General features: G+C 71.5%; 21 protein-coding genes. 13 read left to right on the top strand and 8 right to left on the bottom strand.

Features of this window, described 5'->3' with window-relative positions; all coding sequences use genetic code 11:
• Nucleotides 1-57: 57 nt before the first annotated feature.
• The 4 genes from DEJ47_RS17640 to DEJ47_RS17625 all read left to right on the top strand — a co-directional run bounded on the left by DEJ47_RS17640 (nt 58) and on the right by DEJ47_RS17625 (nt 3902).
• The gene (locus DEJ47_RS17640; RefSeq protein WP_150175711.1) at nt 58-963 is read left to right on the top strand and encodes a winged helix-turn-helix domain-containing protein; all 906 of its coding nucleotides are present in this window, start codon (nt 58-60) and stop codon (nt 961-963) included.
• Nucleotides 964-1731: an HAD family hydrolase gene (locus DEJ47_RS17635; protein WP_150169479.1), complete on the top strand. Its 768-nt coding sequence runs from the start codon at nt 964-966 to the stop codon at nt 1729-1731.
• Between the two features lie 92 nt (nt 1732-1823).
• Nucleotides 1824-2966: an aminoglycoside phosphotransferase family protein gene (locus DEJ47_RS17630; RefSeq protein WP_150169477.1), complete on the top strand. Its 1143-nt coding sequence runs from the start codon at nt 1824-1826 to the stop codon at nt 2964-2966.
• Nucleotides 2967-3038: 72 nt separating this feature from the next.
• On the top strand, nt 3039-3902 hold the full coding sequence (locus tag DEJ47_RS17625; RefSeq protein ID WP_150169475.1) for a hypothetical protein: 864 nt from the start codon (nt 3039-3041) through the stop codon (nt 3900-3902).
• A 25-nt stretch (nt 3903-3927) separates the two neighbouring features.
• Here DEJ47_RS17625 and DEJ47_RS17620 read toward each other — a convergent pair whose 3' ends face one another.
• Nucleotides 3928-4581, bottom strand: coding sequence for a TetR/AcrR family transcriptional regulator (locus DEJ47_RS17620; RefSeq protein WP_150169473.1), 654 nt, complete (start codon nt 4579-4581; stop codon nt 3928-3930).
• Between the two features lie 83 nt (nt 4582-4664).
• On the opposite strand from DEJ47_RS17620, the gene DEJ47_RS17615 reads away from it, so the two are divergent.
• The gene (locus DEJ47_RS17615) at nt 4665-6755 is read left to right on the top strand and encodes a HelD family protein (protein ID WP_150169471.1); all 2091 of its coding nucleotides are present in this window, start codon (nt 4665-4667) and stop codon (nt 6753-6755) included.
• Between the two features lie 15 nt (nt 6756-6770).
• Here DEJ47_RS17615 and DEJ47_RS17610 read toward each other — a convergent pair whose 3' ends face one another.
• Nucleotides 6771-8246: a peptidoglycan D,D-transpeptidase FtsI family protein gene (locus tag DEJ47_RS17610; protein WP_150169469.1), complete on the bottom strand. Its 1476-nt coding sequence runs from the start codon at nt 8244-8246 to the stop codon at nt 6771-6773.
• A 158-nt stretch (nt 8247-8404) separates the two neighbouring features.
• Nucleotides 8405-9325 (bottom strand): NAD(P)-dependent oxidoreductase, encoded by a 921-nt coding sequence (locus DEJ47_RS17605; protein ID WP_150169467.1) that lies wholly within the window; start codon nt 9323-9325, stop codon nt 8405-8407.
• A 110-nt stretch (nt 9326-9435) separates the two neighbouring features.
• Between DEJ47_RS17605 and DEJ47_RS17600 the strand changes: the two genes are divergently transcribed.
• Nucleotides 9436-10473: a helix-turn-helix domain-containing protein gene (locus DEJ47_RS17600; RefSeq protein WP_150169465.1), complete on the top strand. Its 1038-nt coding sequence runs from the start codon at nt 9436-9438 to the stop codon at nt 10471-10473.
• A gap of 162 nt (nt 10474-10635) precedes the next feature.
• On the opposite strand, the gene DEJ47_RS17595 is transcribed toward DEJ47_RS17600, so the two are convergent.
• On the bottom strand, nt 10636-11538 hold the full coding sequence (locus tag DEJ47_RS17595) for an NAD(P)-dependent oxidoreductase (RefSeq protein ID WP_150169463.1): 903 nt from the start codon (nt 11536-11538) through the stop codon (nt 10636-10638).
• Between the two features lie 70 nt (nt 11539-11608).
• Here DEJ47_RS17595 and DEJ47_RS17590 point away from each other — a divergent pair, with 70 nt between their 5' ends.
• Complete coding sequence (locus DEJ47_RS17590) at nt 11609-11977, top strand: winged helix-turn-helix transcriptional regulator (protein ID WP_150169461.1); 369 nt, start codon at nt 11609-11611, stop codon at nt 11975-11977.
• Between the two features lie 182 nt (nt 11978-12159).
• Here the strand turns inward: DEJ47_RS17590 and DEJ47_RS17585 are convergent, their stop codons facing one another.
• Complete coding sequence (locus DEJ47_RS17585; RefSeq protein WP_150169459.1) at nt 12160-14544, bottom strand: ATP-binding cassette domain-containing protein; 2385 nt, start codon at nt 14542-14544, stop codon at nt 12160-12162.
• 181 nt (nt 14545-14725) lie between these two features.
• Between DEJ47_RS17585 and DEJ47_RS17580 the strand changes: the two genes are divergently transcribed.
• From DEJ47_RS17580 to DEJ47_RS17565, 4 genes are all read left to right on the top strand, one after another.
• Nucleotides 14726-15595: a GNAT family N-acetyltransferase gene (locus DEJ47_RS17580; protein ID WP_150169457.1), complete on the top strand. Its 870-nt coding sequence runs from the start codon at nt 14726-14728 to the stop codon at nt 15593-15595.
• A 107-nt stretch (nt 15596-15702) separates the two neighbouring features.
• Entirely contained in the window at nt 15703-16119 is a 417-nt protein-coding gene (locus tag DEJ47_RS17575; RefSeq protein ID WP_150169455.1) for a helix-turn-helix domain-containing protein, read from the top strand.
• A 58-nt stretch (nt 16120-16177) separates the two neighbouring features.
• Complete coding sequence (locus DEJ47_RS17570; RefSeq protein WP_150169454.1) at nt 16178-16792, top strand: hypothetical protein; 615 nt, start codon at nt 16178-16180, stop codon at nt 16790-16792.
• 151 nt (nt 16793-16943) lie between these two features.
• The gene (locus DEJ47_RS17565) at nt 16944-17276 is read left to right on the top strand and encodes a DUF2516 family protein (protein WP_190415451.1); all 333 of its coding nucleotides are present in this window, start codon (nt 16944-16946) and stop codon (nt 17274-17276) included.
• A gap of 24 nt (nt 17277-17300) precedes the next feature.
• Here the strand turns inward: DEJ47_RS17565 and DEJ47_RS17560 are convergent, their stop codons facing one another.
• The 3 genes from DEJ47_RS17560 to DEJ47_RS17550 form a co-directional block, all read right to left on the bottom strand.
• Nucleotides 17301-18695, bottom strand: coding sequence for a PP2C family protein-serine/threonine phosphatase (locus DEJ47_RS17560; protein ID WP_150169452.1), 1395 nt, complete (start codon nt 18693-18695; stop codon nt 17301-17303).
• Between the two features lie 273 nt (nt 18696-18968).
• Entirely contained in the window at nt 18969-20027 is a 1059-nt protein-coding gene (locus DEJ47_RS17555) for a C40 family peptidase (RefSeq protein WP_150169450.1), read from the bottom strand.
• Nucleotides 20028-20292: 265 nt separating this feature from the next.
• Nucleotides 20293-21108: a class I SAM-dependent methyltransferase gene (locus DEJ47_RS17550; RefSeq protein WP_150169448.1), complete on the bottom strand. Its 816-nt coding sequence runs from the start codon at nt 21106-21108 to the stop codon at nt 20293-20295.
• Nucleotides 21109-21300: 192 nt separating this feature from the next.
• Between DEJ47_RS17550 and mshA the strand changes: the two genes are divergently transcribed.
• Nucleotides 21301-22656 carry a D-inositol-3-phosphate glycosyltransferase gene (gene mshA, locus DEJ47_RS17545; protein ID WP_150169446.1) on the top strand — a complete coding sequence of 452 codons (1356 nt, stop codon included), beginning with the start codon at nt 21301-21303 and terminating at the stop codon, nt 22654-22656.
• Complete coding sequence (locus DEJ47_RS17540) at nt 22649-23170, top strand: YbjN domain-containing protein (RefSeq protein WP_150169444.1); 522 nt, start codon at nt 22649-22651, stop codon at nt 23168-23170. Before mshA ends, DEJ47_RS17540 begins: the two co-directional genes overlap by 8 nt.
• The last annotated feature ends 62 nt before the right edge of the window (nt 23171-23232 follow it).

Below are 23232 nucleotides of genomic sequence, written 5' to 3'. Positions count from 1 at the left end.
GACAGCGCCAAAACAACTTCCCTACAACTCCCCAGAGATGGCGGTCAGTTGTATCGTCTGGTCGTGACCCAGGAGAACGTGGCAGTGAACGGCAGCAGAAGACTCACCCCCCAGGACATCGCCGACACCCTCCGCGACCGCATCCGGGCGGGCGAACTGAGAGCGGGAGAACGTCTGCCGACCCAGGCGGAACTCGCCGAGGAGTTCGGCGTCGAACGAGGCGCCGTACGCCAGGCGATGAAGAAGCTCCAGGCCGAGGGGCTGCTGTCCAACGTGAGCAAGGGCAGCCCACCGCGCGTAGCCCAGGCGGCGCCGGCCCCCGTGGGCAAGGAACCCCAGCCGTCCATGGTCGCCCTGGCCCCGAGGCTCACGGCGGCCTTCGCCGAACCGCACGTGCGGATCGACGTGGTCTCGTACACCGCGGAGACCCTGATGATCGCGCTGGGCGAGCCCGTGCGGCTCATCCACGAGGGCCGTCTCCGCCCCCAGTCGATCACCGCGCGCATCCTGCTCCCGAGCAGCGACATCGAGCTCGCGTTCCCCGTGCCGATGGAGGGCGGCGAGGAGGGCCGGGAACGGCTCCACCACCGCTGGCACACGCAGCGCAACGCGCAGGGCCAGGTCCTGCGCCACAACCTGCGCGCCCTGCGCGCCTCCCACGGGATCGACGTCGACGTCACGTTCCGCGCGCTGCCGTTCACGACGCCGGTGAAGCTGTATCTGCTGAACGGGCGGGAGGCGTTGCTCGCGTACTACACGCTGGCGCGTACGTCCGTGGAGCTGGACGTTCCCGACGGGGCGACCGAGGTGATGGACATCTGGGACGCGGGGGGCATCAAGGCCCCGGTCTTCTCCTTCGAGAAGACCGCCGAAGCCGCCCGCGACTCGGTCTTCGTCGACGAGTCGCAGAACTGGTTCGACGCCCTCTGGGAAACGATCACTTCTGACCTGACACTCTCTTAAATGACATCTGATTCGACGCAGTCCGACGTGACGCCGACCGAATCGGCGACGGATGAGACCGAACGGTTGCGGAACGTGGTCGCTTCCATCGGCTACGTGCTCTTCGACTTCGACGGACCCATCTGCCGCCTCTTCGCCGGGCGGCCCGCGGCGGACGTGGCGCGGGACCTGGTCCGGTGGCTGAAGGAGCGCGGGCTGCGCGGGCTGCTCACCGCCGAGGAGAAGGAGGAGCCCGACCCCTACGTCGTGCTGCGCGCCGTCGACCGCAGGCATCCCCACAGCGACCTGGTCGCCGAGCTGGAGCAGTGGCTCACGCGGCAGGAGCTGAACGCCGTGGCGACGGCCATGCCGACCGCGTACGTCGACCCGCTGATCCGCACCTGGTCGGCGACCGGCGCCCGGCTCGCGGTGACGACGAACAACGCACCGTGCGCGGTGGGCAGGTACCTGGAGCGCCGCGGCACCCTGGACTGCTTCGCCCCCCACATCTACGGCCGCACCCAGGACCTCAGCCTGCTCAAGCCCCACCCGGACTGCGTCGAGCGGGCGCTGCGCGCCATGGGGGCGAAGCCGCGGGCGACCCTGATGATCGGTGACGCGCCGTCCGACTATGTGGCGGCCGAGCGGGCGGGGGTGCGGTTCCTCGGGTACGCGCGCAACGAACGCAAGGCGCGGCTGCTGCGCGAGGCGGGCGCGGAACACCTGGTCGACTCCCTCGAACGCCTCTCCAGGGTTGTATACGCCATGGGGCACACGAAGGCGCCCTGAAGGAGCAGGCGGGAGCACGCAAGCGCCACGCCGACGTCCACTATGTGGCATGTGGCAGGAACGGTTCCGTGATCCGGATACCCTCTGCGCTCATGCCGTCCCCTCCGCCTCGCACCCCCCACGAGGCGCCGAAGACCGGGCTCCGCGAGTCGTGGATCCGACGCCTCGCCGAACTGCACCGGGAGCACCCGAAGCGCCAGGTCGTGGCCGGTCACCACAACATCAACCACGTCGTACCGCTCGGCTGGTCGCTCGCCCTGCTGCTGTGCACGATGCCGTTCCGCGCGCGGGTCAAGTGCCGGATGCCGCGCGAGACGGTGGAGGTGGTGCCCCGCATCTGGCCCAGCGAGCCCGAGCTGCTCGCCGTGGTCAGCCGCCACCTGAAGGAAGTCCCGCGCTGTCTGCGGGACTTCGGCGACTGGTCGCTGCACTCCTACCGTCCGGGCCGGGCGCTCTCCGACGTGGTGCCGGAAGGGCCCATCGGGGAGCCGCTGATGCGGACCTTCGCGGAGTTCTTCGCCCGCGCCGCGGCGGTGCCGGAGGACGAGCTCCCGCCCCGCCCGCCCGACTGGCCCGAGTCCGGCCGGTCCGAGGAGTTCCTCCAGTGGCTCGTCGACTTCACCGAGCACCGGGTGCACGCCCCGAACCGCAGGCGCTTCGAGACGCTCTTCTCGGCGGTCGGAGTACGCCCCGACGCCCTCGCGGCCTTCCGTGACGACCCGGCCCGCCCCCGCCTCACCTCCAGACCCTTCTGCCTCCTCCACACCGACGTGCACCGCGCGAACGTCGTCGTCGACCGCAGGGAGCTGGCGGTGATCGACTGGGAGCTGGCCATGTACGGCGACCCCCTGCACGACCTCGCCATCCACATGGTCCGCATGGAGTACGAGAAGGAGGAGCAGACCCGGGTCAGGGACCTGTGGATTGAGGCGATGGAACGGGCGGGACACGCCGACATGACGGCCGGAATGACCACCGACCTCCCCGTCTACCTGGACTTCGAATACGCCCAGTCGGTCTTCCCCGACATCATGCGGGCCGCCCTCGCCCTGACCACCCTGCCCGAGCCCCCGGACCCCGCCGACTACGCGGGCGCGGCAGCCCGGGTCTGCCGAGCGGTGCGCCGCGCCGCGGAACCCCTGAGGCTGGACTCGGTGCCGGACGAGGGGGCTGCCGAGAAGGCTCTCCGGGAGTGGTACGAGGGGCCGCACGGGCGGGAGACGTCCTCTTCCTGACGGCTCCGGGCGCGGGCACCATGGCCTTCTCTGTCGAGTACGGCGTCAACTCCCGTGGAGCGAGGGGGCCTGGTGGCTGCGAGAGGTCGTCGTTCGGGGCGGGAGCGCTGGGCGAACGCCGAGAGCGCCCTGACCAAGGCGCTGCTCCTCGGCGTGTTCGTCCTCGGACTGGTCGCCCAGTTCGTGCAGCCCGTAGGGGACGCGCTGGAGGGCAAGGCCTATCTGGGCGGTTCGATCGTCAGCCTGGTCGGCTACGTGCTCTACACCGAGGTGCGCGAGCTGAACCGCAGGACACCTCCTGAGGCCGGTTCCGAGATACGCACGGCGGACCTGGGCGAGCACATCGAACGTGTGGTGGGGAACAGGAGGGCGCGGCGCGTCCGGATCGACGCCGTCGGATACACGGGGGAGACCGTCAAGGCGCCGGTCATGCGGAGCCTGGAGGCGCTGGAGGAGGGGGCCCGACGCAGTGTGCGGGTGCGGATCCTCGTGCCGGACTTCACCGTGCCGATGGCGATACCGGGGACGCTGGACGCGCAGGGCAGGGCCGTGGACGACCCCGCGTACCGCGCGTACCAGCTGGACCGGGTGCGGTGGAACGTGCGTGAGTTCGCGGGAGTGGCCCGCAGCCTGAGAGGGGCGCGCCGGGCCGACATGGACGTGCAGTTCCGCATGCTGCGCATCACCCCTCTCCTGAAGTTCTGCCTGCTCAACGGCGACGAGCTGTTCGACGGCATCTACGACAAGGTGGTGCAGGAGTCCGCTCCCGTGCCGCCGGAGCGGCAGATCCTGGACCTCAAGGGCTACCAGGCCGTCCTGACCCACTGGCGCGCCGGGTCGGGGGCCGCGGGGCGGGAGAAGGTCGCCCAGCGGCAGGACCTCTTCGACACCCTGTGGCGGCTGTCCTCGCCGCTGCCCGACGCGGGCAGCGGCTGAGAGCCCGCGCCATGACCCGGGCCGGTCACGCGTACCGCGCGAGGCCCGTGCGCAGCTGGCCGAACGCCCTGTTCGCCGCCGTCACCGCCTCCGGTCCGATCGCGTCCACGGGTTCGCCCCCGGCGACGCGGTGCCAGTTGTCCTCCGCCAGGACGCGCTGGACGGCGATGATCTGGGCCGCGGCCAGGCGGGCGTCCAGGGGGGTGCCGCCGTGGGCGTCGTGGAGGGCTGTGGCCAGGGCCTGTTCGGAGCGGTTCTGGTAGCCGTGGAGGCGGGCGATCAGGGACGGGGTGCCGTAGAGCAGGCGGTGGAAGGCGAGGACTCCTTCGGCGTCGTTGAGGCCCGTCACCGGGTCGTGGCGGTCCAGGCCGGCCAGGAAGTGGCGGTGGAGGGCGTCCAGTGCGGTGAGGCCCGCGGGGCGGGCGGCGACCGTGCGGGCCGCCTCGTCCTCGTGGTCGGCGAAACGGTGGAGGACCAGGTCCTCCTTCGACGCGAAGTAGCGGAACAGGGTCGGCTTGGAGACCTCCGCCGCCGCCGCGACCTCCGCCACCGACACCTTCTCGAACCCCTTCTCCAGGAAGAGGGCGATCGCCGTCTCGGAGATCTCCTCGAAACGGCGCTGCTTCTTGCGGGCGCGGAGGCCGCTCGTGGGGGCCGTGCTCTCGGTGGCTGGGGGCATGGAGCGAGTCTAACGGGTGGGCGAGATGCGGTTACGAATGTATCTCGGTTATGTTTGTTACTCGGTTGCATTATCCTGGCGGCATGACGACGACACCATCGGCCGCAGCCACCGACGCCCTCGCCCGGGAACGCCGTCACCACGACGCCTGCCGCGCCGCCCTGGCCCGCATGGTCGAAGGCGCCGAGGAGCGGGTGGTCGGAGGGGCGGACGTGTCCGCGTCCGGAGCCGACGCCGAGGTGCTCGGGTACGAGTTCCGCAGCCACGCCAAGGCGATGCGCGAACTGCCGCAGGCCCCGCTGTTCTTCGGTCGGCTCGACTTCGCCGACGCGGAGGACGCCGGGGCCGGCGAGCATCGCGGGCAGCGCTACTACATAGGGCGGCTGCGCGTCAGCGAGCATCCCTCCGTCCCGCCCCTCGTCGTCGACTGGCGCGCCCCCGTCTCCCGCGCCTTCTACCAGGCGGGTGCCAGGGACCCGCAGGGCGTCGCCGTCCGGCGCCGGTTCGGCTGGGCGCCAGGCAGCAAGGGGGACTCCGCCGACCTCACCGGGATGGAGGACGAACCCCTGGGGCAGGACGAGCCCGTGGGGAAAGGCGGCCACGACGACGGCGTGGGCAGTCGCATCGTCGCCGGTGAGATCGAGCGGCCACGCGTCGGCCCCATGCGCGACATCGCCGCCACCATCCAGCCCGAACAGGACGACCTGGTGCGCGGCGAACTCGCCGCCTCCGTCTGTGTGCAGGGAGCGCCCGGCACCGGCAAGACCGCCGTCGGCCTGCACCGCGCCGCGTACCTCCTCTACACCTACCCCCACCGCGTCCAGCGCTCCGGACTGCTCATCCTCGGCCCCAACCGCACCTTCCTCCGCTACATCGCCGAGGTACTCCCCTCGCTCGGCGAGACCGGCGTACGGCAGTCGACGGTGAGCGACGAGATCCGGGGCCGGTATGCCGTACGCGCCCACGACGACGAGGCCGCCGCCCTCGTCAAGCACGACGCCCGCATGGCCGAGGTGCTGCGCCGGGCGCTGTACGCGCGGGTCGTCGCGCCGCCCGCGGACGCGGAGGTCGCCGTCGCCGACGGGGCGTACCGGTGGCGGGTCCCGCTCGGCGAACTGGAGCGGATCGTGGCGGACGTACGGGAAGAGGAGCCGCCGTACGCCGTCGGGCGTGAGCGGGTGCGCAGCCGGGTCGTGCGGGCCGTGCGGGAACAGGCGGAGCGCCGGGCCGGGCCGCAGAACAACACGTGGGTGCAGAAGGTCGGACGGGCCAGGTCCGTCAGCGGCTTCCTCGACGCGGTGTGGCCGCGGGTGCGGGCGGACGAGGTGCTGGCGGAGGTGCTGGGGGACGCGGAGACGCTGGCGGCCGCGGCCGAGGGGGTTCTCGCCGACGCGGAGCAGCGGGCGATCCTGTGGGGCCGCCCTCCCCGCTCCCACAAGTCCGCGAAGTGGAGCGCCGCCGACCTGGTGCTGCTCGACGAGATCGAGGGGCTCCTCGAACGCCCCGCCGGGTACGGGCACATCGTCGTCGACGAGGCGCAGGACCTGTCGCCCATGGAGTGCCGGGTCATCGCGCGCCGCTCGGACTTCGGCTCGCTGACGGTCCTCGGCGACCTCGCGCAGGCCACGACGCCCTGGGCCGCCCGCAGCTGGGCGGAGGTGCTGACCCACCTGGGCAAGCCGGATGCCGCGGTGGCGCCGCTGACCACCGGGTTCCGGGTGCCGCGTGCCGTCGTCGGGCTCGCCAACGAACTCCTCGGACGGCTCGACGTCGACGTACCGCCCGCGAGGTCGCTGCGCGGGGACGGGGAGCTGCGGGTGCGGGAGGTCGCGGACGTGACGGCCGCGGTGGTGGAGGCGGTGCGGGGCGCGCTCGGGCGGGAGGGCTCGATCGGGGTCATCGCCGCCGACCACGACGTCGAACGGCTCCGTACGGCACTGGACGCGGCCGGCATCGGCAGCGCGGGCCCGGACGAGCTGGGCGCACGCGTCACCCTGCTCCCGGCGTCCGTCGCCAAGGGCCTGGAGTACGACCACGTCGTCGCCGCCGAACCGGCCGCCATCGTGGAGGCGGAAGCGCGCGGACTCCACCGGCTGTACGTGGTCCTGACCCGCGCCGTGTCACGTCTCGACGTACTGCACAGCAGGCCCCTGCCGTGGACCGCCGGTCTCTGAGGGACCTCGGAGCTCTCAGCGTTCCAGGACCGCCTCCATGACCGCCTTCGCGATCGGCGCGCCCAGCTTGCCGCCCGCGATCTCCGAGCGTGCGATGTCCATGTCGGAGGGGTCGACGAACACGGCGACGGCGACGGGCGACTCGCCCTCGCTGTTCTTCGCGTACGAGACGAACCACGCGAAAGGACGCTCGTCGTCGACGTCCGCGCCGTGCTGGGCCGTGCCGGTCTTGCCGCCGACCGTGACGCCGTCGATCCGCGCCTTGTTCGCGGTGCCGTTCTCGACGGTGTTCTCCATCATTTCCTGGACGCTCTTCGCCGTCTTCTCGGAGACGGCCTGGTTGAGCGGGTCGGGCGAGCCCTTCTCGATCGTGGAGAGGTCGGGGCCGCGCAACTCCTCGACCAGGTACGGCTTCATGACCTTGCCGTCGTTGGCGAGGCCCGCCGTGACCATCGCCATCTGCAGCGGCGTGCTGGTCAGGCTGCCCTGCCCCATGCCGGTCAGCGCGGTCTGCGGCTTGTCGAGCTTCTCTGGGTAGCTGCTGGCGGCGGAACGCACCGGAATGAACTGCTCTTCGTTGAAGCCGAACTTCTCCGCCGTCTCGCGCATCTTGTCCTTGCCGAGCTTGTCCGCGAGGTCGAGGAAGACGTTGTTGCAGGACCACTGCATGCCGGTCTTCACGGAGACCTTGTCGCAGTTGGAGTCCGGCACGTCGTTGCCGATGCGGGTGGAGCTGAGGGGGAGTTTGTACGGGGTCGGCGCGTCGGTCGGCTTGTCGATGTCCGTCACGACGCCGTGCTCCAGGGCGGCGGCGGCGGTGAGGATCTTGAAGGTGGAGCCGGGAGGGTAGATCTCGCGCAGCGCGCGGTTGCTGAGCGGCTTGTCCTTGCGGCCGCTGAGCTCCTTGAACTTCTTGCCCTCGGCGAGCGAGATGCCCGAGAACACCGAGGGGTCGTACGAGGGGGTGCTGGCCATCGCGAGCACCTTGCCGCTGCGCGGGTCCAGGGCGACGACCGCACCCTTGGCGTTCAGGTCCACCAGCCCCTGGTAGGCCGCCTTCTGCGCCTTGGGGTCGATGGTCGTGATGACGTCGCCGCCCTGCTGCTTCTTGCCGGTCAGCATGTCGAGGGTGCGCTTGATGAAGAGCCGGTCGTCGTTGCCGCTGAGGATGCCGTTGTGGACGCCCTCCAGGAACGTGGCGCCCTGGGCCTGCGAGAAGTAGCCCGTCACCGGCGCGTACATCGGGCCCTCCTTGAAGACCCGCTTGAACTTGAAGTCGGACCCGGGGGTTTCCTTCGCGCCGGTGATGGACTTGCCGCCGACGATGATGTCGCCGCGGGGGTGGGAGAACGCCTCGATCTGCACGCGGCGGTTCTTCTTGTCGTTCGCGAGGTCGTCGTTCTTCGCGAACTGCACCCAGTTCGCCCGCAGGAGCAGGGCGAGGATGAGGAGGCCGCAGAAGAGGGCTATGTGCCGCAGCGGACGGTTCATGGGTGGCTCCCCCCGGTGCCGACGAATCGTTCCGTCCATCCTCGCCTCTGCGGCGGCGGAACGGGGGGAAACCCGGTGATCCATCGCAGGCCTGTGACGTGACGCGGGCCGGTGCCCATCCGTGGGCCGGTGGTCCGTCGGCGTAGGCCAATGGCTCGTCAGCGGTCGCCGCGCAGCACCTCGATCACGCTCGCGTAGCTGTCTCCGCCGTGGCCCGCCGCCGCCGCGCGCTCCATCGTCGCCTTCAGGAGCTCGGGCAGCGCGTTGTCGACGCCGCGCGCCTCCGCGGCGTGGATCAGGTGGCCGATCGCCGCGATCTGCACGTCGACGGTCGCGTCGTCGCCCGGATAGCGTCCGGCGTCCACCTGCGGCGCGTACGTCGAGACGAACCCGGAGACCGCGCCGTTCAGCCAGCGCAGCGCGACCCGCGTGAAGTCCGCGGCCGACGTGCCCCGCGAGGTGACCAGCGCGGTGCCGTGCAGCCACCCCGTGAACGCGGCCCACATCAGGCCGAGCAGCGCGGCGTCGTAGAGCGAGGCGAGGCCCGGCTCCGTGCCGAGGTGGAGCGGGTCGCCGAGCGCGGCGAGGGTGTCGCGGTGGGCCGCGAAGACGGCCTCCGACCCGCTGTACAGGAACATCATCTCGGGGCTCCCGACGCCCGGCGGCGTCGTCATGATGCCGCCGTCGAGATAGTCGGCCCCGTGCGAGGCCGCCCACCGCGCCATCTCCTCGGCCTGCTCCGGCGTACCGGTGGTGAGGTTGACCAGGGACTTCCCGGCGAGTCCGCCGGTCGCCGCGAGGGGGCCGAGCACGGCGTGCAGGGCGTCGTGGTCGAGTACGCAGGCGAGGACGAGATCGCTCGCCGCGAGGGCGTCCGCCGGGGTGGCGGCCACCTGCGCGCCCCGGTCGGCCAGGGGTTTCGCCTTCTCCGGGGAGCGGTTCCAGACGGTGGTGGGGTGACCTGCGTCCAGGAGGGCGGCGGCGAGGGCGGAGCCCATGAGGCCGAGGCCGATGACGGTGACGGGGGAGGTTGCGGGGGTCGTTGCGGTGGTGGTGTTCGTGTCGCTGCTCGCGTTCATGGGGACCACGGTCGCAGCGGGCGCCGACCGTCGACAGTGACAGCGGTGACGGTGATCACCAAATTCCTGCCAACCGTCGCGGGGAGCCGGGACCGCCGTACGCTCCCCTCATGAGCGCAGGTTCCGTGGCGGTCGTCGTGGCCGACGAGATCGGGATCCCGTCCTGGGATCTGTACGAACTGAGCATCCCCTTCACGGTGTTCGGCAAGCCGCAGCCCGACCTGTCGGACCACTGGTACGACATGCGGCTGTGCGCCACCAAGGGGCCGGGGCAAGGGGCGGCCGAGTTCGGGGTCTCGCTCCGTACCCCCTACGGCCTCGAAGGGCTGACCGGCGCCGACACCGTCGTCGTCACCTCCGTGCCGGACGCGTGCGTCGAGGAGGGCGCGCCACTGCCGGACGGCCTCGCCGACGCGCTGCGGGCCGCGCATGCCGAGGGCGCCCGCATGGTGTCCCTCTGCACCGGGGCCTTCGCGCTCGCGGAGGCGGGCCTCCTCGACGGGCGCAGGGCGACCGCCCACTGGATGCACACCGCCCAACTGGCCGCGCGCCACCCGGACGTCACCGTCGACGACTCCGTCCTCTACGTGGACGACGGCGACGTCCTGACCAGCGCGGGACTCACCGCCGGCCTCGACCTCTGTCTGCACCTGGTCCGCCGCGACCTCGGCGCGCACGTCGCCAACCAGCTGGCGCGCCGGATGGTCGTGCCCGCCCACCGGCCCGGTGGGCAGGCCCAGTTCATCGACCTGTCCGTGCCCGAGACGGACGACGGGGGCCTCGGCCCCGTACTGGAGTGGGCCCGCGCACACCTGGACCGCCCGCTGACCGTCGACGACCTCGCACGCCGGGCGTCGATGAGCCCGCGCACGTTCTACCGGCGCCTCCACGCGGCCACCGGTACGACGCCGCTGCAGTGGCTGCTCAACCAGCGGCTCGTGCGCGCGCAGAGCCTGCTGGAGACGACGGACCTGCCGGTGGAGCGGGTGGGCGAGCTGAGCGGCCTGGGCACGGCGAACAACCTGCGCCACCACTTCCTGAAGCAGGTCGGGGTGTCGCCCGCCGACTACCGCCGCTCATTCTTCACCCACCCGGCTCCCACCGGCCCGGCTCCCACCGGCCCGGACCTCACCCGCCCAGCCGCCTGACCACGCCCGTGATCGCGGTGATCTGCTTGCCGCCCTCCGGCGTACTCGTTCACGTGGGCCCGCGGATGTACGCGAAGCCGTCCTCGCCCACGCCGGCGGCGGCGTCGCCGCCCGGGACGGGGCGCCCGCGAAACCCAGGGTTCCGGCGCCCCCCTGGGGGACTCAGCGTCGGCCGAGCAGCTCGGTGACCCTGGTCAGCCCGTCGGTGCCGTGGCCCTCGCCGATGACGCGCCGGGCCAGCCCCTCGGCGGCACGCATGACGCCCGCGTCGATGCCGTGGGACTCGGACGTGTGGATCACGTGGGCCATCGTGGACGCGGCGGACGTGATCGGGTTGTCGTCCCCGGAGTACGTACCGTTGTCCACCTCCGCCGCGGCGGCCTCGAACACCGCCGGGAGGATCGCGCCGATGCCCGCCGCGAACGGGGCCAGCTCGCGCGCCTGGACACCCTCGGCCTTCGCCACCGCCAGGGCGTGCATGTACCCGGTCATCGCGGTCCAGAAGATGTCGAGCAGCGCCACGTCGTACGCCGCCGCCCGCCCGATGTCCTCACCGAGGTGCGTGTGGGTGCCGCCCAGCGCTTCGAGGGTGGGACGGTGCTCCTCGTAGAGCGCGGTCTCACCGCTGTGGATGAAGACGGCGTGCGGCGTTCCGATCGTCGTGGTCGGCGTCATGATCGCGCCGTCCAGGTACCGCACCCCGTGCGCGGCCGCCCACTCCGCGGCCGACCTGGCGCGGTCGGGGGTGTCGGCGCTGAGGTTCACGACGGTCCGGCCCTTGAGGGCGCGGGTGACGGCGTCGTCGCGCAGGACCGCGTCCGAGGCGTCGTAATTGACGACGCACACCACGGTCAACGGGCTCGCGGCGACGGCCTCTTCGGCGGTGCGGGCTCTCAGCGCGCCGCGTTCGACCAGTTCGCCGTCCCGCCCCGGCGTCCGGTTCCACACGGTGGTGGGTACACCGGCGGCGAGGAACGCGGCGGCGAGGGCCCGCCCCATGGGACCGAGGCCGATGACGGTGACGGGGCTCGTGACGGCAGACTGGTGCGTGTTGTTCGCAGGCATGATGCGACTCCGTGCGTACGTACACAGGCATGTGTATGCGGATGGATGGCAGTGGAGGGGACGGACGGACATGACGCGCAGCCGTGCGCAGGACCCGAACGTGTGCGGAGTGACCGCCGCGATCGCCGTGATCGACGGCAAGTGGAAGACGGCACTGCTCTGGCCGCTGGAGAGCGGACCCCGCCGCCCCGGCGAGATGCTGCGGCTGCTGCCGGGGCTGACGGAGAAAGTGCTGACTCAGGCCCTCCGCGAGATGGAGGCGGACGGCCTCGTGCACCGGGAGGTGCACAATGTGCGGCCGTTGAAGACCGTCTACTCCCTCACGGCTTTCGGCCGCGACCTCTGCGAGGCTCTGGCCCCGCTGTCGGACTGGGGCCACCGGCGCCTGGACAAGATGGCCGGCGTCGGGGACGAGTCCCTGTCGGGAAGGACTTCCTGACGCACCGACACCTCCTGTCCTCGCCGTCCTTCACGTCTGCGTGGCCCGTGCGCCCCGCTCCTCCACAAGGTTCTCCGCCGAGGGCCGCCCCGCCAAGTACCCACTAAAAAGTGGCTATCCGCCAGGGCGGCCGGTCAGCCGCCCACGTACTCCGCCGGTCGGCCGCCCACGTACTCCGCCGGTCAGCCGCCCACGTACTCCGCGAGGTGCTCACCCGTGAGAGTGGACCGCTTGGCGACCAGATCCGCGGGCGTGCCCTCGAACACGACCTTGCCGCCGTCGTGGCCCGCCCCCGGACCGAGGTCGATGATCCAGTCCGCGTGCGCCATGACCGCCTGGTGGTGCTCGATGACGATGACGGACTTGCCCGCGTCGACGAGCCGGTCGAGGAGGCCGAGAAGCTGCTCGACGTCGGCGAGGTGGAGGCCGGTGGTCGGCTCGTCGAGTACGTAGACGCCGCCCTTGTCGCCCATGTGCGTGGCCAGCTTGAGGCGCTGCCGCTCGCCGCCGGAGAGCGTGGTCAGGGGCTGGCCGAGGCTGAGGTAGCCGAGGCCGACGTCCGACAGGCGGTCCAGGATGCGGTGGGCCGCGGGCGTCCTGGCCTCGCCGTCGCCGAAGAACTCCAGCGCCTCCGCCACGGACATCGCGAGGACCTCGCTGATGTCGCGCCCACCGAGCCGGTACTCCAGGACCGACGCCTGGAAGCGCCGCCCCTCGCAGTCCTCGCAGGGCGTGGCGACGCTCGCCATCACCCCGAGGTCCGTGTAGATGACCCCGGCGCCGTTGCACGTCGGGCAGGCACCCTCGGAGTTGGCGCTGAACAGCGCGGGCTTCACGCCGTTGGCCTTGGCGAAGGCCTTGCGGATCGGGTCGAGCAGGCCCGTGTACGTCGCGGGGTTGCTGCGCCGCGAGCCGCGGATCGGGGTCTGGTCGACGGCGACCACGCCCACGTCCGCGGGGATCGACTTGTGCACCAGCGAGCTCTTGCCGGACCCGGCGACGCCGGTGACGACGGTGAGCACCCCGAGCGGGATGTCGACGTCGACCTCGCGCAGGTTGTGCGCGTCCGCGCCGCGGATCTCCAGGGCTCCGGTGGGCTCGCGCACGGACTCCTTCAGCGTGGACCGGTCGTCGAAGTGGCGGCCGGTGACGGTGCCGGACGCCCGCAACCCGTCCACCGTGCCCTCGAAGCAGACAGTGCCGCCCGCCGTGCCCGCGCCGGGCCCGAGGTCGACGACATGGTCGGCGATGACGATCGTCTCCGGCTTGTGCTCCACGACGAGCACGGTGTTGCCCTTGTCGCGCAGGCGCAGCAGCAGGTCGTTCATCCGCCGGATGTCGTGGGGGTGCAGTCCGATGGTGGGCTCGTCGAAGACGTACGTGACGTCGGTGAGCGAGGAGCCGAGGTGGCGGATCATCTTGACGCGCTGTGCCTCGCCGCCCGACAGGGTCGCCGCGGGCCGGTCGAGCGCGAGGTAGCCGAGCCCGATCTCCACGAACGAGTCGAGGGTCTGCTGCAGGGCCGTGAGCAGCGGCGCCACCGACGCGTACGCCCCGCTCGTGCCGAGCCCGCGGATCCACTCGGCCAGGTCCCTGATCTCCATCGCGCAGAGGTCGGCGATGCTCTTCCGCTCGATCTTCGAGGAGCGGGCGCCCTCGCTGAGCCGCGTGCCGTCGCACTCGGGGCAGGTGGTGAACGTGACCGCGCGCTCCACGAACGCCCGGATGTGCGGCTGCATCGACTCCTTGTCCTTGGACAGGAACGACTTCTGGATCTTCGGGATCAGCCCTTCGTAGGTGAGGTTCACGCCGTTGACCTTCACCTTGACCGGGTCTCCGTAGAGGAAGTCGCGCAGCTCCTTCTTCGTGTACGCACGGATCGGCTTGTCCGGGTCGACGAAGCCGGACTGGGCGTACACCTGCACGGTCCACTGGCTGTCCGACTTCCAGCCGGGGATGGTGAACGCGCCCTCGGCCAGCGACTTGGAGTCGTCGTACAGCTGCGTCAGGTCGATGTCGGAGACGCTGCCCCGCCCCTCGCAGCGCGTGCACATGCCGCCGGTGCGCTGGTACGTCGCCTTCTGCGCCTCGGTCTTGTTGCCCCGCTCGACGGTGATCGCGCCGCTCGCGCGGACCGACGCGGTGTTGAAGGAGTACGCACTGGGCGGGCCGATGTGCGGCTCGCCGAGCCGGCTGAAGAGGATGCGCAGCATCGCGTTGGCATCGGTGGCGGTGCCGACCGTGGAGCGCGGGTCGCCGCCCATCCGCTGCTGGCCGACGGTGATGGCGGTGGTGAGCCCGTCGAGCACGTCGACCTCGGGGCGCGCCTGCGTCGGCATGAAGCCCTGCACGAAGGCGCTGTACGTCTCGTTGATGAGCCGCTGCGACTCCGCGGCGATCGTGTCGAACACCAGCGAACTCTTGCCGGAACCGGAGACGCCGGTGAACACCGTCAGACGGCGCTTCGGGATCTCGATGCTCACGTCCTTGAGGTTGTTCTCGCGAGCGCCGTGCACACGGATCAGATCGTGGCTGTCGGCTGTGTGCGTCGTCCTGGCCTTGCTCATCGTTGTCTCCGCGGGGCAGCGAGTCCCGTACATGGCGGCGTACGGGGAGGAGTTGGCGTAACAGCGGTACTCGTGCTCACGCTAGCCGGGGGGTCTGACAACGGCGCCCCGACGCACCTCCGAGGGGATCGGCCGGCAAAGGGGATGCGGCCGTCCGGCACGATGGGGTGTGATCGTTGCCATGGCGATCGTGTTGAACGTTCCGGGGGTCGACGGGCTGGCCGAGGCCGTGGCCGTACTGCGGGAGTGGCAGTACGAAGGGGCGCCGACGCAGTTGCATCCGGGGGACCTGGGCTGGTTCTGGCGCTCGGGCGCGGAGGCGACCGCGGCGGCGGTCAGGACGTGGAGCCGGTCGGGGCGGATTCTCGCGGCCGGCCTGCTGGACGGCCCGGACCTGCTGCGGCTGACGACCGCGCCGGACGTCCGTCAGGACGAGGAACTGGCACGGCAGTTGGTCGCCGACGTGACCGACCCGGCGCGTGGCGTACTGCCCGCGGGCCGCGTGAACATCGAGGCACCCCCGAACACCCTCTTCCCTGACCTCCTGGGCGCCGAGGAGGGCTGGCACCTCGACGATCCGTGGACACCGCTGCGCCGCGACCTCACGGCCCCGGTCCGCACGCCGGACCTGCGCGTCGAGGAGGTCGGCCCGGCGCGGGCCCAGGCGTTCGCGGCCGTACTCGGTGCGGCGTTCGACGGTTCGAGGTTCACGGCGGACCGCTGGCACGCGGTGGCGTCGGGCCTGCCGTACGCCGACGCGCGCTGTCTCCTCGGGTACGACGACGGGGGCGACGCGGTGGCGGCCGTGACGGTCTGGTCGGCGGGCGCCGGCAGACCGGGGATCCTCGAACCGATGGGCGTACACCGCGACCACCGCCGCCGCGGCCACGGCGAACAGATCACCCTCGCCGCGGCGGCCGCGCTCCGGGACATGGGCGCGTCGAGCGCGCTGGTCGCCACACCGAGCTCGAACACGGCCGCGGTGGCGACGTACGAGTCGGCGGGGTTCGAGCGACGCACGGAGACGAGGGACCGCTCCAGGGCGGCGTGACGGTCAACTGGTCCGTCTTCCGTCGCCGTTCCACGGCCGAAGTGGCGTGGCGCACTTTTGCAAGCGGTTGCTTGCAAAAGTTAGCGGCGGTGCTGCACCATCGGCGTATGGCATCGCTCAACGTCGGCAATCTCGGTGAGTATCTGCGCGAACAGCGGCGCAGTGCGCAGCTGTCGCTGCGGCAGCTCGCCGATGCCGCGGGAGTGTCCAATCCGTATCTGAGCCAGATCGAGCGCGGCCTGCGCAAGCCGAGCGCCGAGGTCCTGCAGCAGGTCGCCAAGGCCCTGCGGATCTCCGCCGAGACGCTGTACGTGCGGGCCGGGATCCTCGACGAGAAGGAGCGGGACGAGCTGGAGACGCGCGCCGTCATCCTCGCCGACCCGTCCATCAACGAACGCCAGAAGCAAGTGCTGTTGCAGATCTACGAGTCGTTCCGCAAGGAGAACGGCTTCGAGACGCCGTCGCACGCGGACGCGTACGACGACGGCAGTGATGCCGGTACCGAGCAAGCACCCACAGGCTGAACGTTCCACACGCCTCATACGCCTCATACGCCGACGCGAATCCGGGAGGACCCTCGTCATGGCCATCACCGATGACCTGCGCAAGACCCTGAGCAACCCCACCCCCGCGTACTTCGTCGCCGGGTCCGCGGACCTCGCCATCCAGCAGGCGAAGAAGGTTCCGGGGCTCGTCGAGCAGCTGATCGCCGAGGCCCCGTCCCGCATCGAAGCGGTGCGCAACACCGACCCGAAGGCCGTCCAGGACAAGGCCGGTGCCCGCGCCAAGGAGGCGCAGGAGACCCTCCAGGCGAAGGTCGCCGAGGTGCTCGGCACGATCGACACCGACCTGAAGAAGCTCGGCGAAACCGCTCAGGACCTCGCGCTGCGCGGTGTCGGCGTCGCCGCCGAGCTCGCGGTCAAGGCGCGCGAGAAGTACGACGAGGTCGCCGAGCACGGCGAGCAGGCCGTGAAGTCGTGGCGCGGCGAGGCCGCCGAGGAGATCCTCGACCTGGCCGAGACCGTCGAGCCCGACGACGAGCCGAAGCCCGCCGTGACGCAGTCCGCCGAGCCCAAGGGGCCCGCCGTCGTCACGCCGAAGAGCGCCGTCGCCGCCGCCCCGGTGAAGAAGCCCGCCGCCAAGAAGGCACCGGCCAAGAAGCCGGCCGCCAAGAAGACCACACCGCCCGCCAAGTAGAGCGGGCCGTGCCGGCCGGGCAGAGCCGGGCCACGCGCCGGGGCGGGCACTCATCGAGTGTCCGCCCCGTTGTCCGGGTAGCGGGTGACTGGGTAGCGGGTACCGTGGCCGCGTAATCGATGAGCCGAGACTGGTGGTGGACGTTGTGCTGATGCAAGGGTTCGCGAACTTCATGTGGCTGCTGTCGCTGGCCCTGATCGTCTTCAGCGGATTCGCGCTCATCGACGCCGCCGTCCGGCGCGAGGACGCCTATCGCGCCGCGGACAAGAAGACCAAGCCGTTCTGGCTGATCATCCTCGGGCTCGCCTTCGTGGTGAACCTGCTCTTCCCGATCCTGTCCTTCCTGCCGATCATCGGGCTCGTCGCCACCATCGTCTACATGGTCGACGTGCGCCCCGCGATCCGGCAGATCACGGGCGGCGGCGGCCGCCGCGGCGGCTCCAGCAGCGACGGTCCCTACGGCCCGTACAACGGCGGACGGTGACGGCAGGCCGAGAGGCCCGGCCGCTCAGCGCGCGCCGGGCGCCCGGTCCAGGAGCAGTACCGCCACGTCGTCCGTCAGGTCCCCGCCGTTGAGGTCGCGGGCCTCGTTCACCGCCGCCTCCAGCAGCTCCTCGCCCTGCAGCCCGGCCGCGATCTGGCGGCGGACCATGTCCACCATGCCTTCCTGCCCAAGCCGCTGGTTGCCCTGGCCGATGCGGCCCTCGATCAGGCCGTCCGTGTAGAGCATCAGGCTCCACTTGCCGCCCAGCTCCACCTGTCGGCGCGGCCAGCGGGCGCGCGGCAGGAGCCCCAGGGCGGGACCCCCGTCCTCGTACGGGAGCAGCTCGGCGAGCCGTCCCTCGCGGGCGATCAGCGGCGCGGGGTGCCCGGCGAGACAGAGACCGGCCCTGCGGCCGTCCGGGGCGATGTCGACCGTGCAGAGGGTCGCGAAGATCTCGTCGTCCGGGCGCTCGTGCTCCAGAACCTTCTGGAGCGTGGAGAGCAGCTCGTCGCCGCACAGGCCCGCGAAGGTCAGCGCGCGCCAGGCGATGCGCAGCTCCACGCCGAGCGCCGCCTCGTCGGGGCCGTGGCCGCAGACGTCGCCGATCATGACGTGCACGGCGCCGTCGGGCGTGCGCACGGTGTCGTAGAAGTCGCCGCCGAGCAGCGCGCGGGAGCGGCCGGGCCGGTAGCGGGCGGCGAAGCGCAGCGGTGAGCCCTCCAGGAGCGGCGTCGGCAGCAGGCCGCGCTCCAGACGGGCGTTCTCCTGCGCGCGCAGCCGCGACTCGGTCAGCTGGCGCTGTGCGGCGTCGGCGCGCTTGCGCTCGACCGCGTACCGGATGGCGCGGCTCAGCAGCCGGCCGTCCAGCTCGTCCCGGAACAGGTAGTCCTGCGCGCCGACGCGCACGGCCTCGGCGCCGCGCTCGGAGTCGTCGTTCGCGGTGAGCGCGAGGACGGCGTGCCGGGGCGCGAGCCGCAGCACGTGCTTGAGGGCGATGAGCTCGTCCTCGTCGCCCTCGGCGGTGCCGGTGCCAGTACCGGCGCCGGGGGAGGCGCCGGGGGCGGGCAGGGCGAGGTCGAGCAGGATGCAGTGCACGTCGTCCGTGAGCAGCCGCTCGGCCTCGGTGAGGTTGCGGGCGGTGCGGATACGGATGGGCTTGCCCGCGGAGTCGAGGAGCTCGGGCACGCTGAGGGACCCCGCCGGGTCGTCCTCGATCACGAGCAGGGTGAGACCGGAACCGTTGCCGCCGGTGGCGGTGCCGGTGGTACCGGTGTCGGCGCGGGTGTCCGTGGCACTGCTGAAGCCGTTGACGCGGGGGCCTTCCTGGGACGGCGCCGTCGTGTCGTGTGGGGGCGCCGGGTGAGCCTGACCGCCTTCCGCGGCCGGTATCGCTCTCTGCCGCGGTATGGGTACGGGCATCGTCTGGTTCCTTCCCTCCCCCCGAGGGCATGGTGCCGCGCAGGTCGACGCGGCACCGACGGGGACCATAGCGGTAGCCGTGCCTCCATAGGAATGCCGCACGGCAAACAGCCACCGTCATATGCCGCATCCGGTAACGCAATTGGGCACGGCACGGTCCCGCAGGGGATGACGAACATCACGCCGCGAGGGTTGAGAGTGGACCTGCGTCGTGCGCTGGGTCACATGGGGGAGGGGCAGGGAGCGGCCATCCCACGGAACAGGGGCCTGCGCCTACTTGTCGGGCCGCACGACCCCGAGTATCCGCATCGACCCGGCCCCCGCGATCGTCACGTTCCGGCCCGGCCGCGGCGCGTGCACGATCGCGCCGTCGCCCAGATACATCCCGACATGGCTCGCGTCCGCGTGGTAGATGATCAGGTCACCGGGGCGCATGTTCTTGATGTCGACGCGCGGCAACTGCTTCCACTGCTCCTGCGACGTCCGCGGAATGCCCTTGCCCGCGGCGGCCCAGGCCTGGGAGGTCAGCCCCGAGCAGTCGTACGAACCCGGGCCCTCGGCGCCCCACACGTACGGCTTGCCGATCTGGGCGGTGGCGAACTCGACGGCCTTCTCGCCGCGGGTGGACGCCTTGCCGTCGACGTCCTTCAGGACGCCCGAACTCACCCACGCCGACTGCTTCTTGCGGGCGGCCTCCTCCTCCAGCTTGCGCAGCCGCTCCCGCTCCTTCTCCTCCAGCGTCGACTCGAGCTTCTCGGCGGCCGCGATCTTCCTCTTTATCTTCTTCTTCGCGGCGGCCTTCGACTTGCGGTTGGCTTCCAGCTTCGTCCAGCGGGCGGTGGCGTCCTTGGCGTAGATCCGCAGGTCGTCCTGCGTTCTCTCCATGTCGGTCAGCAGGCCCTTGGTGGCCTTCTCGCCCTCCCGGATGCGGCCCGCGCCGTCCAGGAACTGCCCCGGGTCGTCGCTGAGCATCAGCCTGGCCTCGGAGGGCATGCCGCCCGCGCGGTACTGCGCGCGGGCCGCGGCGCCCGCGCGGGCCTTCAGCTTCTTGAGTTTCGCCTGGCCCTTGGCGATGTCCTTGGCCAGCTCCACGATCTGCTCGGACTGCTTCTCGGCCTTCTCCTCGGCCGCGTTGTACGCGTCCGTGGCCACGCCCGCGTCGTGGTACAGGTCGTCGATCTCCTTGCGGACCTGTTCGAGGGACTTGTCCGTGCGGGGGGCCGGGGGCGGGTTCGGGCCCGGGTTCGCAAAGGCCGTCCCCGGTGCGGCCAGCACCGTCGCCGCGCAGACCAGCGCCACGGCCGCCGCCCTCGGGTATCGCTTCCCAGTCACGCCCCGCCACCCCCAAAGCTGATTTACCGTCAGTAACTTCCGGTCGACAACGGGATAGTGCCACGTCAGCGCTCGATACGACAGAGCCCGTCAGCAACTCCGATCCCCACCTGACCCGTGTGACGTACCGCACGCGGCGTTCGTTCCCCTCCGCCGCGTTCGCCCGGACATCTCCGGGTGGCGTCCGGGTGTCCCCGGAGGGCCCTCGGGGTTCACCCCGGGCCCGGGACTCGCCTCGATCTCGGGATTCACCCCGAGCCCGCCCTCACCCCAGGCGCGGCGCCAACGCCTCCCACCGCACCGTCACTTCGCCCTGCCGCCACCGTGACGCGTCGTCAAGAACGGGCCAGTCGGCGGTCAGATCCCGCACCGCACGGATCCACCGCTGCCGCGCCCCGTACGAGGCATAGGGCGCCGCGGCCGCCCACGCCCGGTCGAAGTCGCGCAGGAACGCGTGGACCGGCTCGCCCGGCACGTTCCGGTGGATCAGCGCCTTCGGCAGCCGCTCGGCGAGGTCGGAGGGCTGCTCCAGGGAGCCGAGCCGCGCCGCGAAAGTCACCGTGCGCGGCCCCTCCGGCCCGAGCGCGACCCACACGTGCCGGCGCCCGATCTCGTCGCAGGTGCCCTCGACCAGCAGCCCGCCGGGGGAGAGGCGGGCGCACAGCCGTGCCCACACGGCGGCGACCTGGTCCTCGTCGTACTGCCGAAGGACGTTCGCGGCCCGGATCAGATCCGGTCCGGTGCCGGTCCCGTTCGGCGGTGACAGCGGCACCTCGAACCCGCCGTGCCGGAAGGTGAGCCCCTCGCGCGCGTAGGGCGCGGCGGCGGCGACCCGGGCGGGGTCGATCTCGATGCCGACGACACGCGCGCGTGGAGCGACGGTACGCAGCCTCAGGAGCAGCTCGACGGCGGTCCAGGGGGAGGCGCCGTATCCGAGGTCGACGGCGACGGGGGCCGCCGAGCGGCGCAGCGCGGCGCCGTGGACGGCCGCGATCCAGCGGTCCATGCGGCGCAGCCGGTTCGGGTTCGTGGTCCCGCGCGTCACCGTTCCCACGGGGCGGGAAGAGGTGCGTGGGGCCATGGGGAAAGGGTATGCGGGAATGGCGGTTGAGGGACGCTACGTAATGCTTTGGTAAAAACGGGCGGGCAGGAAATGGAGCAGCGGGCTCCGGTGTTCTCCCTCTGGAGGAACGTACGCCCTCCTCAAAGCTGTGCCCGTAACCATGCAGCAGCAGTGCCCGTAGCCATGCACGTACGCAAGGAGGACCGCCCCGTGAGCCAGTACGTGTCCAGGCTCGGGCGTCGCTCCCAGGCGGCACCCCCGAGACTCCGTATTCCCGGCTCCCAGCGGCGGCCGCGCCGCGTGGCGATGCTGAGCGTGCACACCTCGCCCCTGCACCAGCCCGGCACGGGCGACGCGGGCGGCATGAACGTCTACATCGTCGAGCTCGCCAAGCGCCTCGCCGCGATCAACATCGAGGTCGAGATCTTCACGCGCGCCACCACCGGAGGGCTCGATCCCACCGTGGAGCTCGCGCCCGGCGTCCTCGTGCGTCACGTCGACGCGGGGCCCTACGAAGGGCTCGCCAAGGAAGAGCTGCCGGCCCAGCTCTGCGCCTTCACGCACGGCGTCATGCAGGCCTGGGCGGGCCACCGGCCCGGCTACTACGACCTGGTCCACTCCCACTACTGGCTCTCCGGCCACGTCGGCTGGCTCGCCGCCGAACGCTGGGGCGTCCCGCTCGTCCACGCCATGCACACCATGGCGAAGGTCAAGAACGCGGCGCTCGCCGCCGGCGACACCCCCGAGCCGGCCGCCCGCGTCATCGGCGAGACCCAGATCGTCCGGGCCGCCGACCGCCTCGTCGCGAACACCGCCGAAGAGGCCGACGAACTCGTGCGTCACTACGAAGCCGAGCCCGGCAAGGTCGCCGTCGTCCATCCCGGCGTCAACCTCGAACGGTTCCGCCCCGCCGACGGACGTGCCGCGGCCCGGCACCGCCTCGGCCTGCCGCAGAACGCCCTCGTACCGCTCTTCGCGGGCCGCATCCAGCCCCTGAAGGCCCCCGACCTGCTCCTTCGCGCCGTCGCCGTCCTGCTGGACGAGCGTCCGGCGCTGCGCTCGAACATCGTCGTCCCCATAGTCGGCGGCCCGAGCGGCAGCGGCCTCGCGAAGCCCGAAGGGCTGCAGAAGCTGGCCGCGAAGCTCGGGATCGCGGACGTCGTCCGCTTCCAGCCGCCCGTCGGGCAGGAGCAGCTGGCGGACTGGTTCCGGGCGGCCTCGGTCCTGGTGATGCCCTCCTACAGCGAGTCCTTCGGTCTCGTCGCCATCGAGGCGCAGGCTGCGGGCACGCCGGTCCTCGCCGCCGCGGTCGGTGGGCTGCCCGTCGCCGTACGCGACGAGGTCACCGGTTTCCTCGTCCCCGGCCACGAACCGGCCCTCTACGCGCGCGTGCTCCGCGATTTCGCCGACCATCCCCAGCTTGTGGACCGCATGGGCGCCGCCGCCACCGCGCACGCGCAGTCCTTCGGCTGGGACACGGCGGCGTCCGCCACGGCGGACGTCTACACCGCGGCGATGCACGACTTCCGCACAGCGCGCCGTCACGTACGCTCGCACCATGGTTGAGCGGGCGGAGCAGACGGGGACGGCACGGACGACTGACGCCGCGTCGGTCATCGAGGGAACGCTGAACGACGCAGAGCTCGAATGGGAGTCGCCCGAACCCGGTTCGTACGTCGTGAAGCTCCCCGGCACCCGAAAGCTCTCCACGACCCTGTCCCTGCGGGTCGGCAACCACTCCCTCTCCCTGAACGCCTTCGTGATCCGCCACCCGGACGAGAACCACGAGGCGGTGCACCGCTGGCTCCTGGAGCGGAACCTCCGTCTCTACGGCGTCAGTTACGCGATCGACTCCCTCGGCGACATCTACCTCGCGGGGAAGCTGCCGCTCGCCGCGGTCACCCCCGCCGAACTGGACCGCCTCCTCGGCTCGGTCCTCTCCGCCTCGGACGACTCCTTCAACACGCTCCTGGAACTGGGCTTCGCGTCGGCGATCCGCAAGGAGTACGAGTGGCGGGTCTCGCGCGGCGAGTCCACGCGAAACCTCGAAGCGTTCAAGCATCTGACCCAGCCGAGCTGAGCTGTCGCTGGCGCGCGCTCCGTGGGCGCGCGCTCCGCTGTCGTCAGCGCTCCACCTCTTCC

This window comes from Streptomyces venezuelae, assembly GCF_008642355.1.
Classification (GTDB): domain Bacteria; phylum Actinomycetota; class Actinomycetes; order Streptomycetales; family Streptomycetaceae; genus Streptomyces; species Streptomyces venezuelae_B.
This window is presented reverse-complemented; position numbering and strand designations above follow the sequence as displayed.

What these genes read in the sequence shown, in the direction of transcription:
- DEJ47_RS17600 (WP_150169465.1), top strand. Translation starts at nt 9,436, where the DNA reads ATGAGCGCAGGTTCCGTGGCGGTCGTCGTGGCCGACGAGATCGGGATC.
- DEJ47_RS17540 (WP_150169444.1), top strand. Translation starts at nt 22,649, where the DNA reads ATGGTTGAGCGGGCGGAGCAGACGGGGACGGCACGGACGACTGACGCC.
- DEJ47_RS17550 (WP_150169448.1), bottom strand. Translation starts at nt 21,108, where the DNA reads ATGGCCCCACGCACCTCTTCCCGCCCCGTGGGAACGGTGACGCGCGGG.
- DEJ47_RS17605 (WP_150169467.1), bottom strand. Translation starts at nt 9,325, where the DNA reads ATGAACGCGAGCAGCGACACGAACACCACCACCGCAACGACCCCCGCA.
- DEJ47_RS17565 (WP_190415451.1), top strand. Translation starts at nt 16,944, where the DNA reads ATGCAAGGGTTCGCGAACTTCATGTGGCTGCTGTCGCTGGCCCTGATC.
- DEJ47_RS17620 (WP_150169473.1), bottom strand. Translation starts at nt 4,581, where the DNA reads ATGCCCCCAGCCACCGAGAGCACGGCCCCCACGAGCGGCCTCCGCGCC.
- DEJ47_RS17590 (WP_150169461.1), top strand. Translation starts at nt 11,609, where the DNA reads ATGACGCGCAGCCGTGCGCAGGACCCGAACGTGTGCGGAGTGACCGCC.
- DEJ47_RS17595 (WP_150169463.1), bottom strand. Translation starts at nt 11,538, where the DNA reads ATGCCTGCGAACAACACGCACCAGTCTGCCGTCACGAGCCCCGTCACC.
- DEJ47_RS17615 (WP_150169471.1), top strand. Translation starts at nt 4,665, where the DNA reads ATGACGACGACACCATCGGCCGCAGCCACCGACGCCCTCGCCCGGGAA.
- DEJ47_RS17610 (WP_150169469.1), bottom strand. Translation starts at nt 8,246, where the DNA reads ATGAACCGTCCGCTGCGGCACATAGCCCTCTTCTGCGGCCTCCTCATC.
- DEJ47_RS17580 (WP_150169457.1), top strand. Translation starts at nt 14,726, where the DNA reads ATGGCGATCGTGTTGAACGTTCCGGGGGTCGACGGGCTGGCCGAGGCC.
- DEJ47_RS17630 (WP_150169477.1), top strand. Translation starts at nt 1,824, where the DNA reads ATGCCGTCCCCTCCGCCTCGCACCCCCCACGAGGCGCCGAAGACCGGG.
- DEJ47_RS17570 (WP_150169454.1), top strand. Translation starts at nt 16,178, where the DNA reads ATGGCCATCACCGATGACCTGCGCAAGACCCTGAGCAACCCCACCCCC.
- DEJ47_RS17575 (WP_150169455.1), top strand. Translation starts at nt 15,703, where the DNA reads ATGGCATCGCTCAACGTCGGCAATCTCGGTGAGTATCTGCGCGAACAG.
- DEJ47_RS17560 (WP_150169452.1), bottom strand. Translation starts at nt 18,695, where the DNA reads ATGCCCGTACCCATACCGCGGCAGAGAGCGATACCGGCCGCGGAAGGC.
- DEJ47_RS17585 (WP_150169459.1), bottom strand. Translation starts at nt 14,544, where the DNA reads ATGAGCAAGGCCAGGACGACGCACACAGCCGACAGCCACGATCTGATC.
- DEJ47_RS17635 (WP_150169479.1), top strand. Translation starts at nt 964, where the DNA reads ATGACATCTGATTCGACGCAGTCCGACGTGACGCCGACCGAATCGGCG.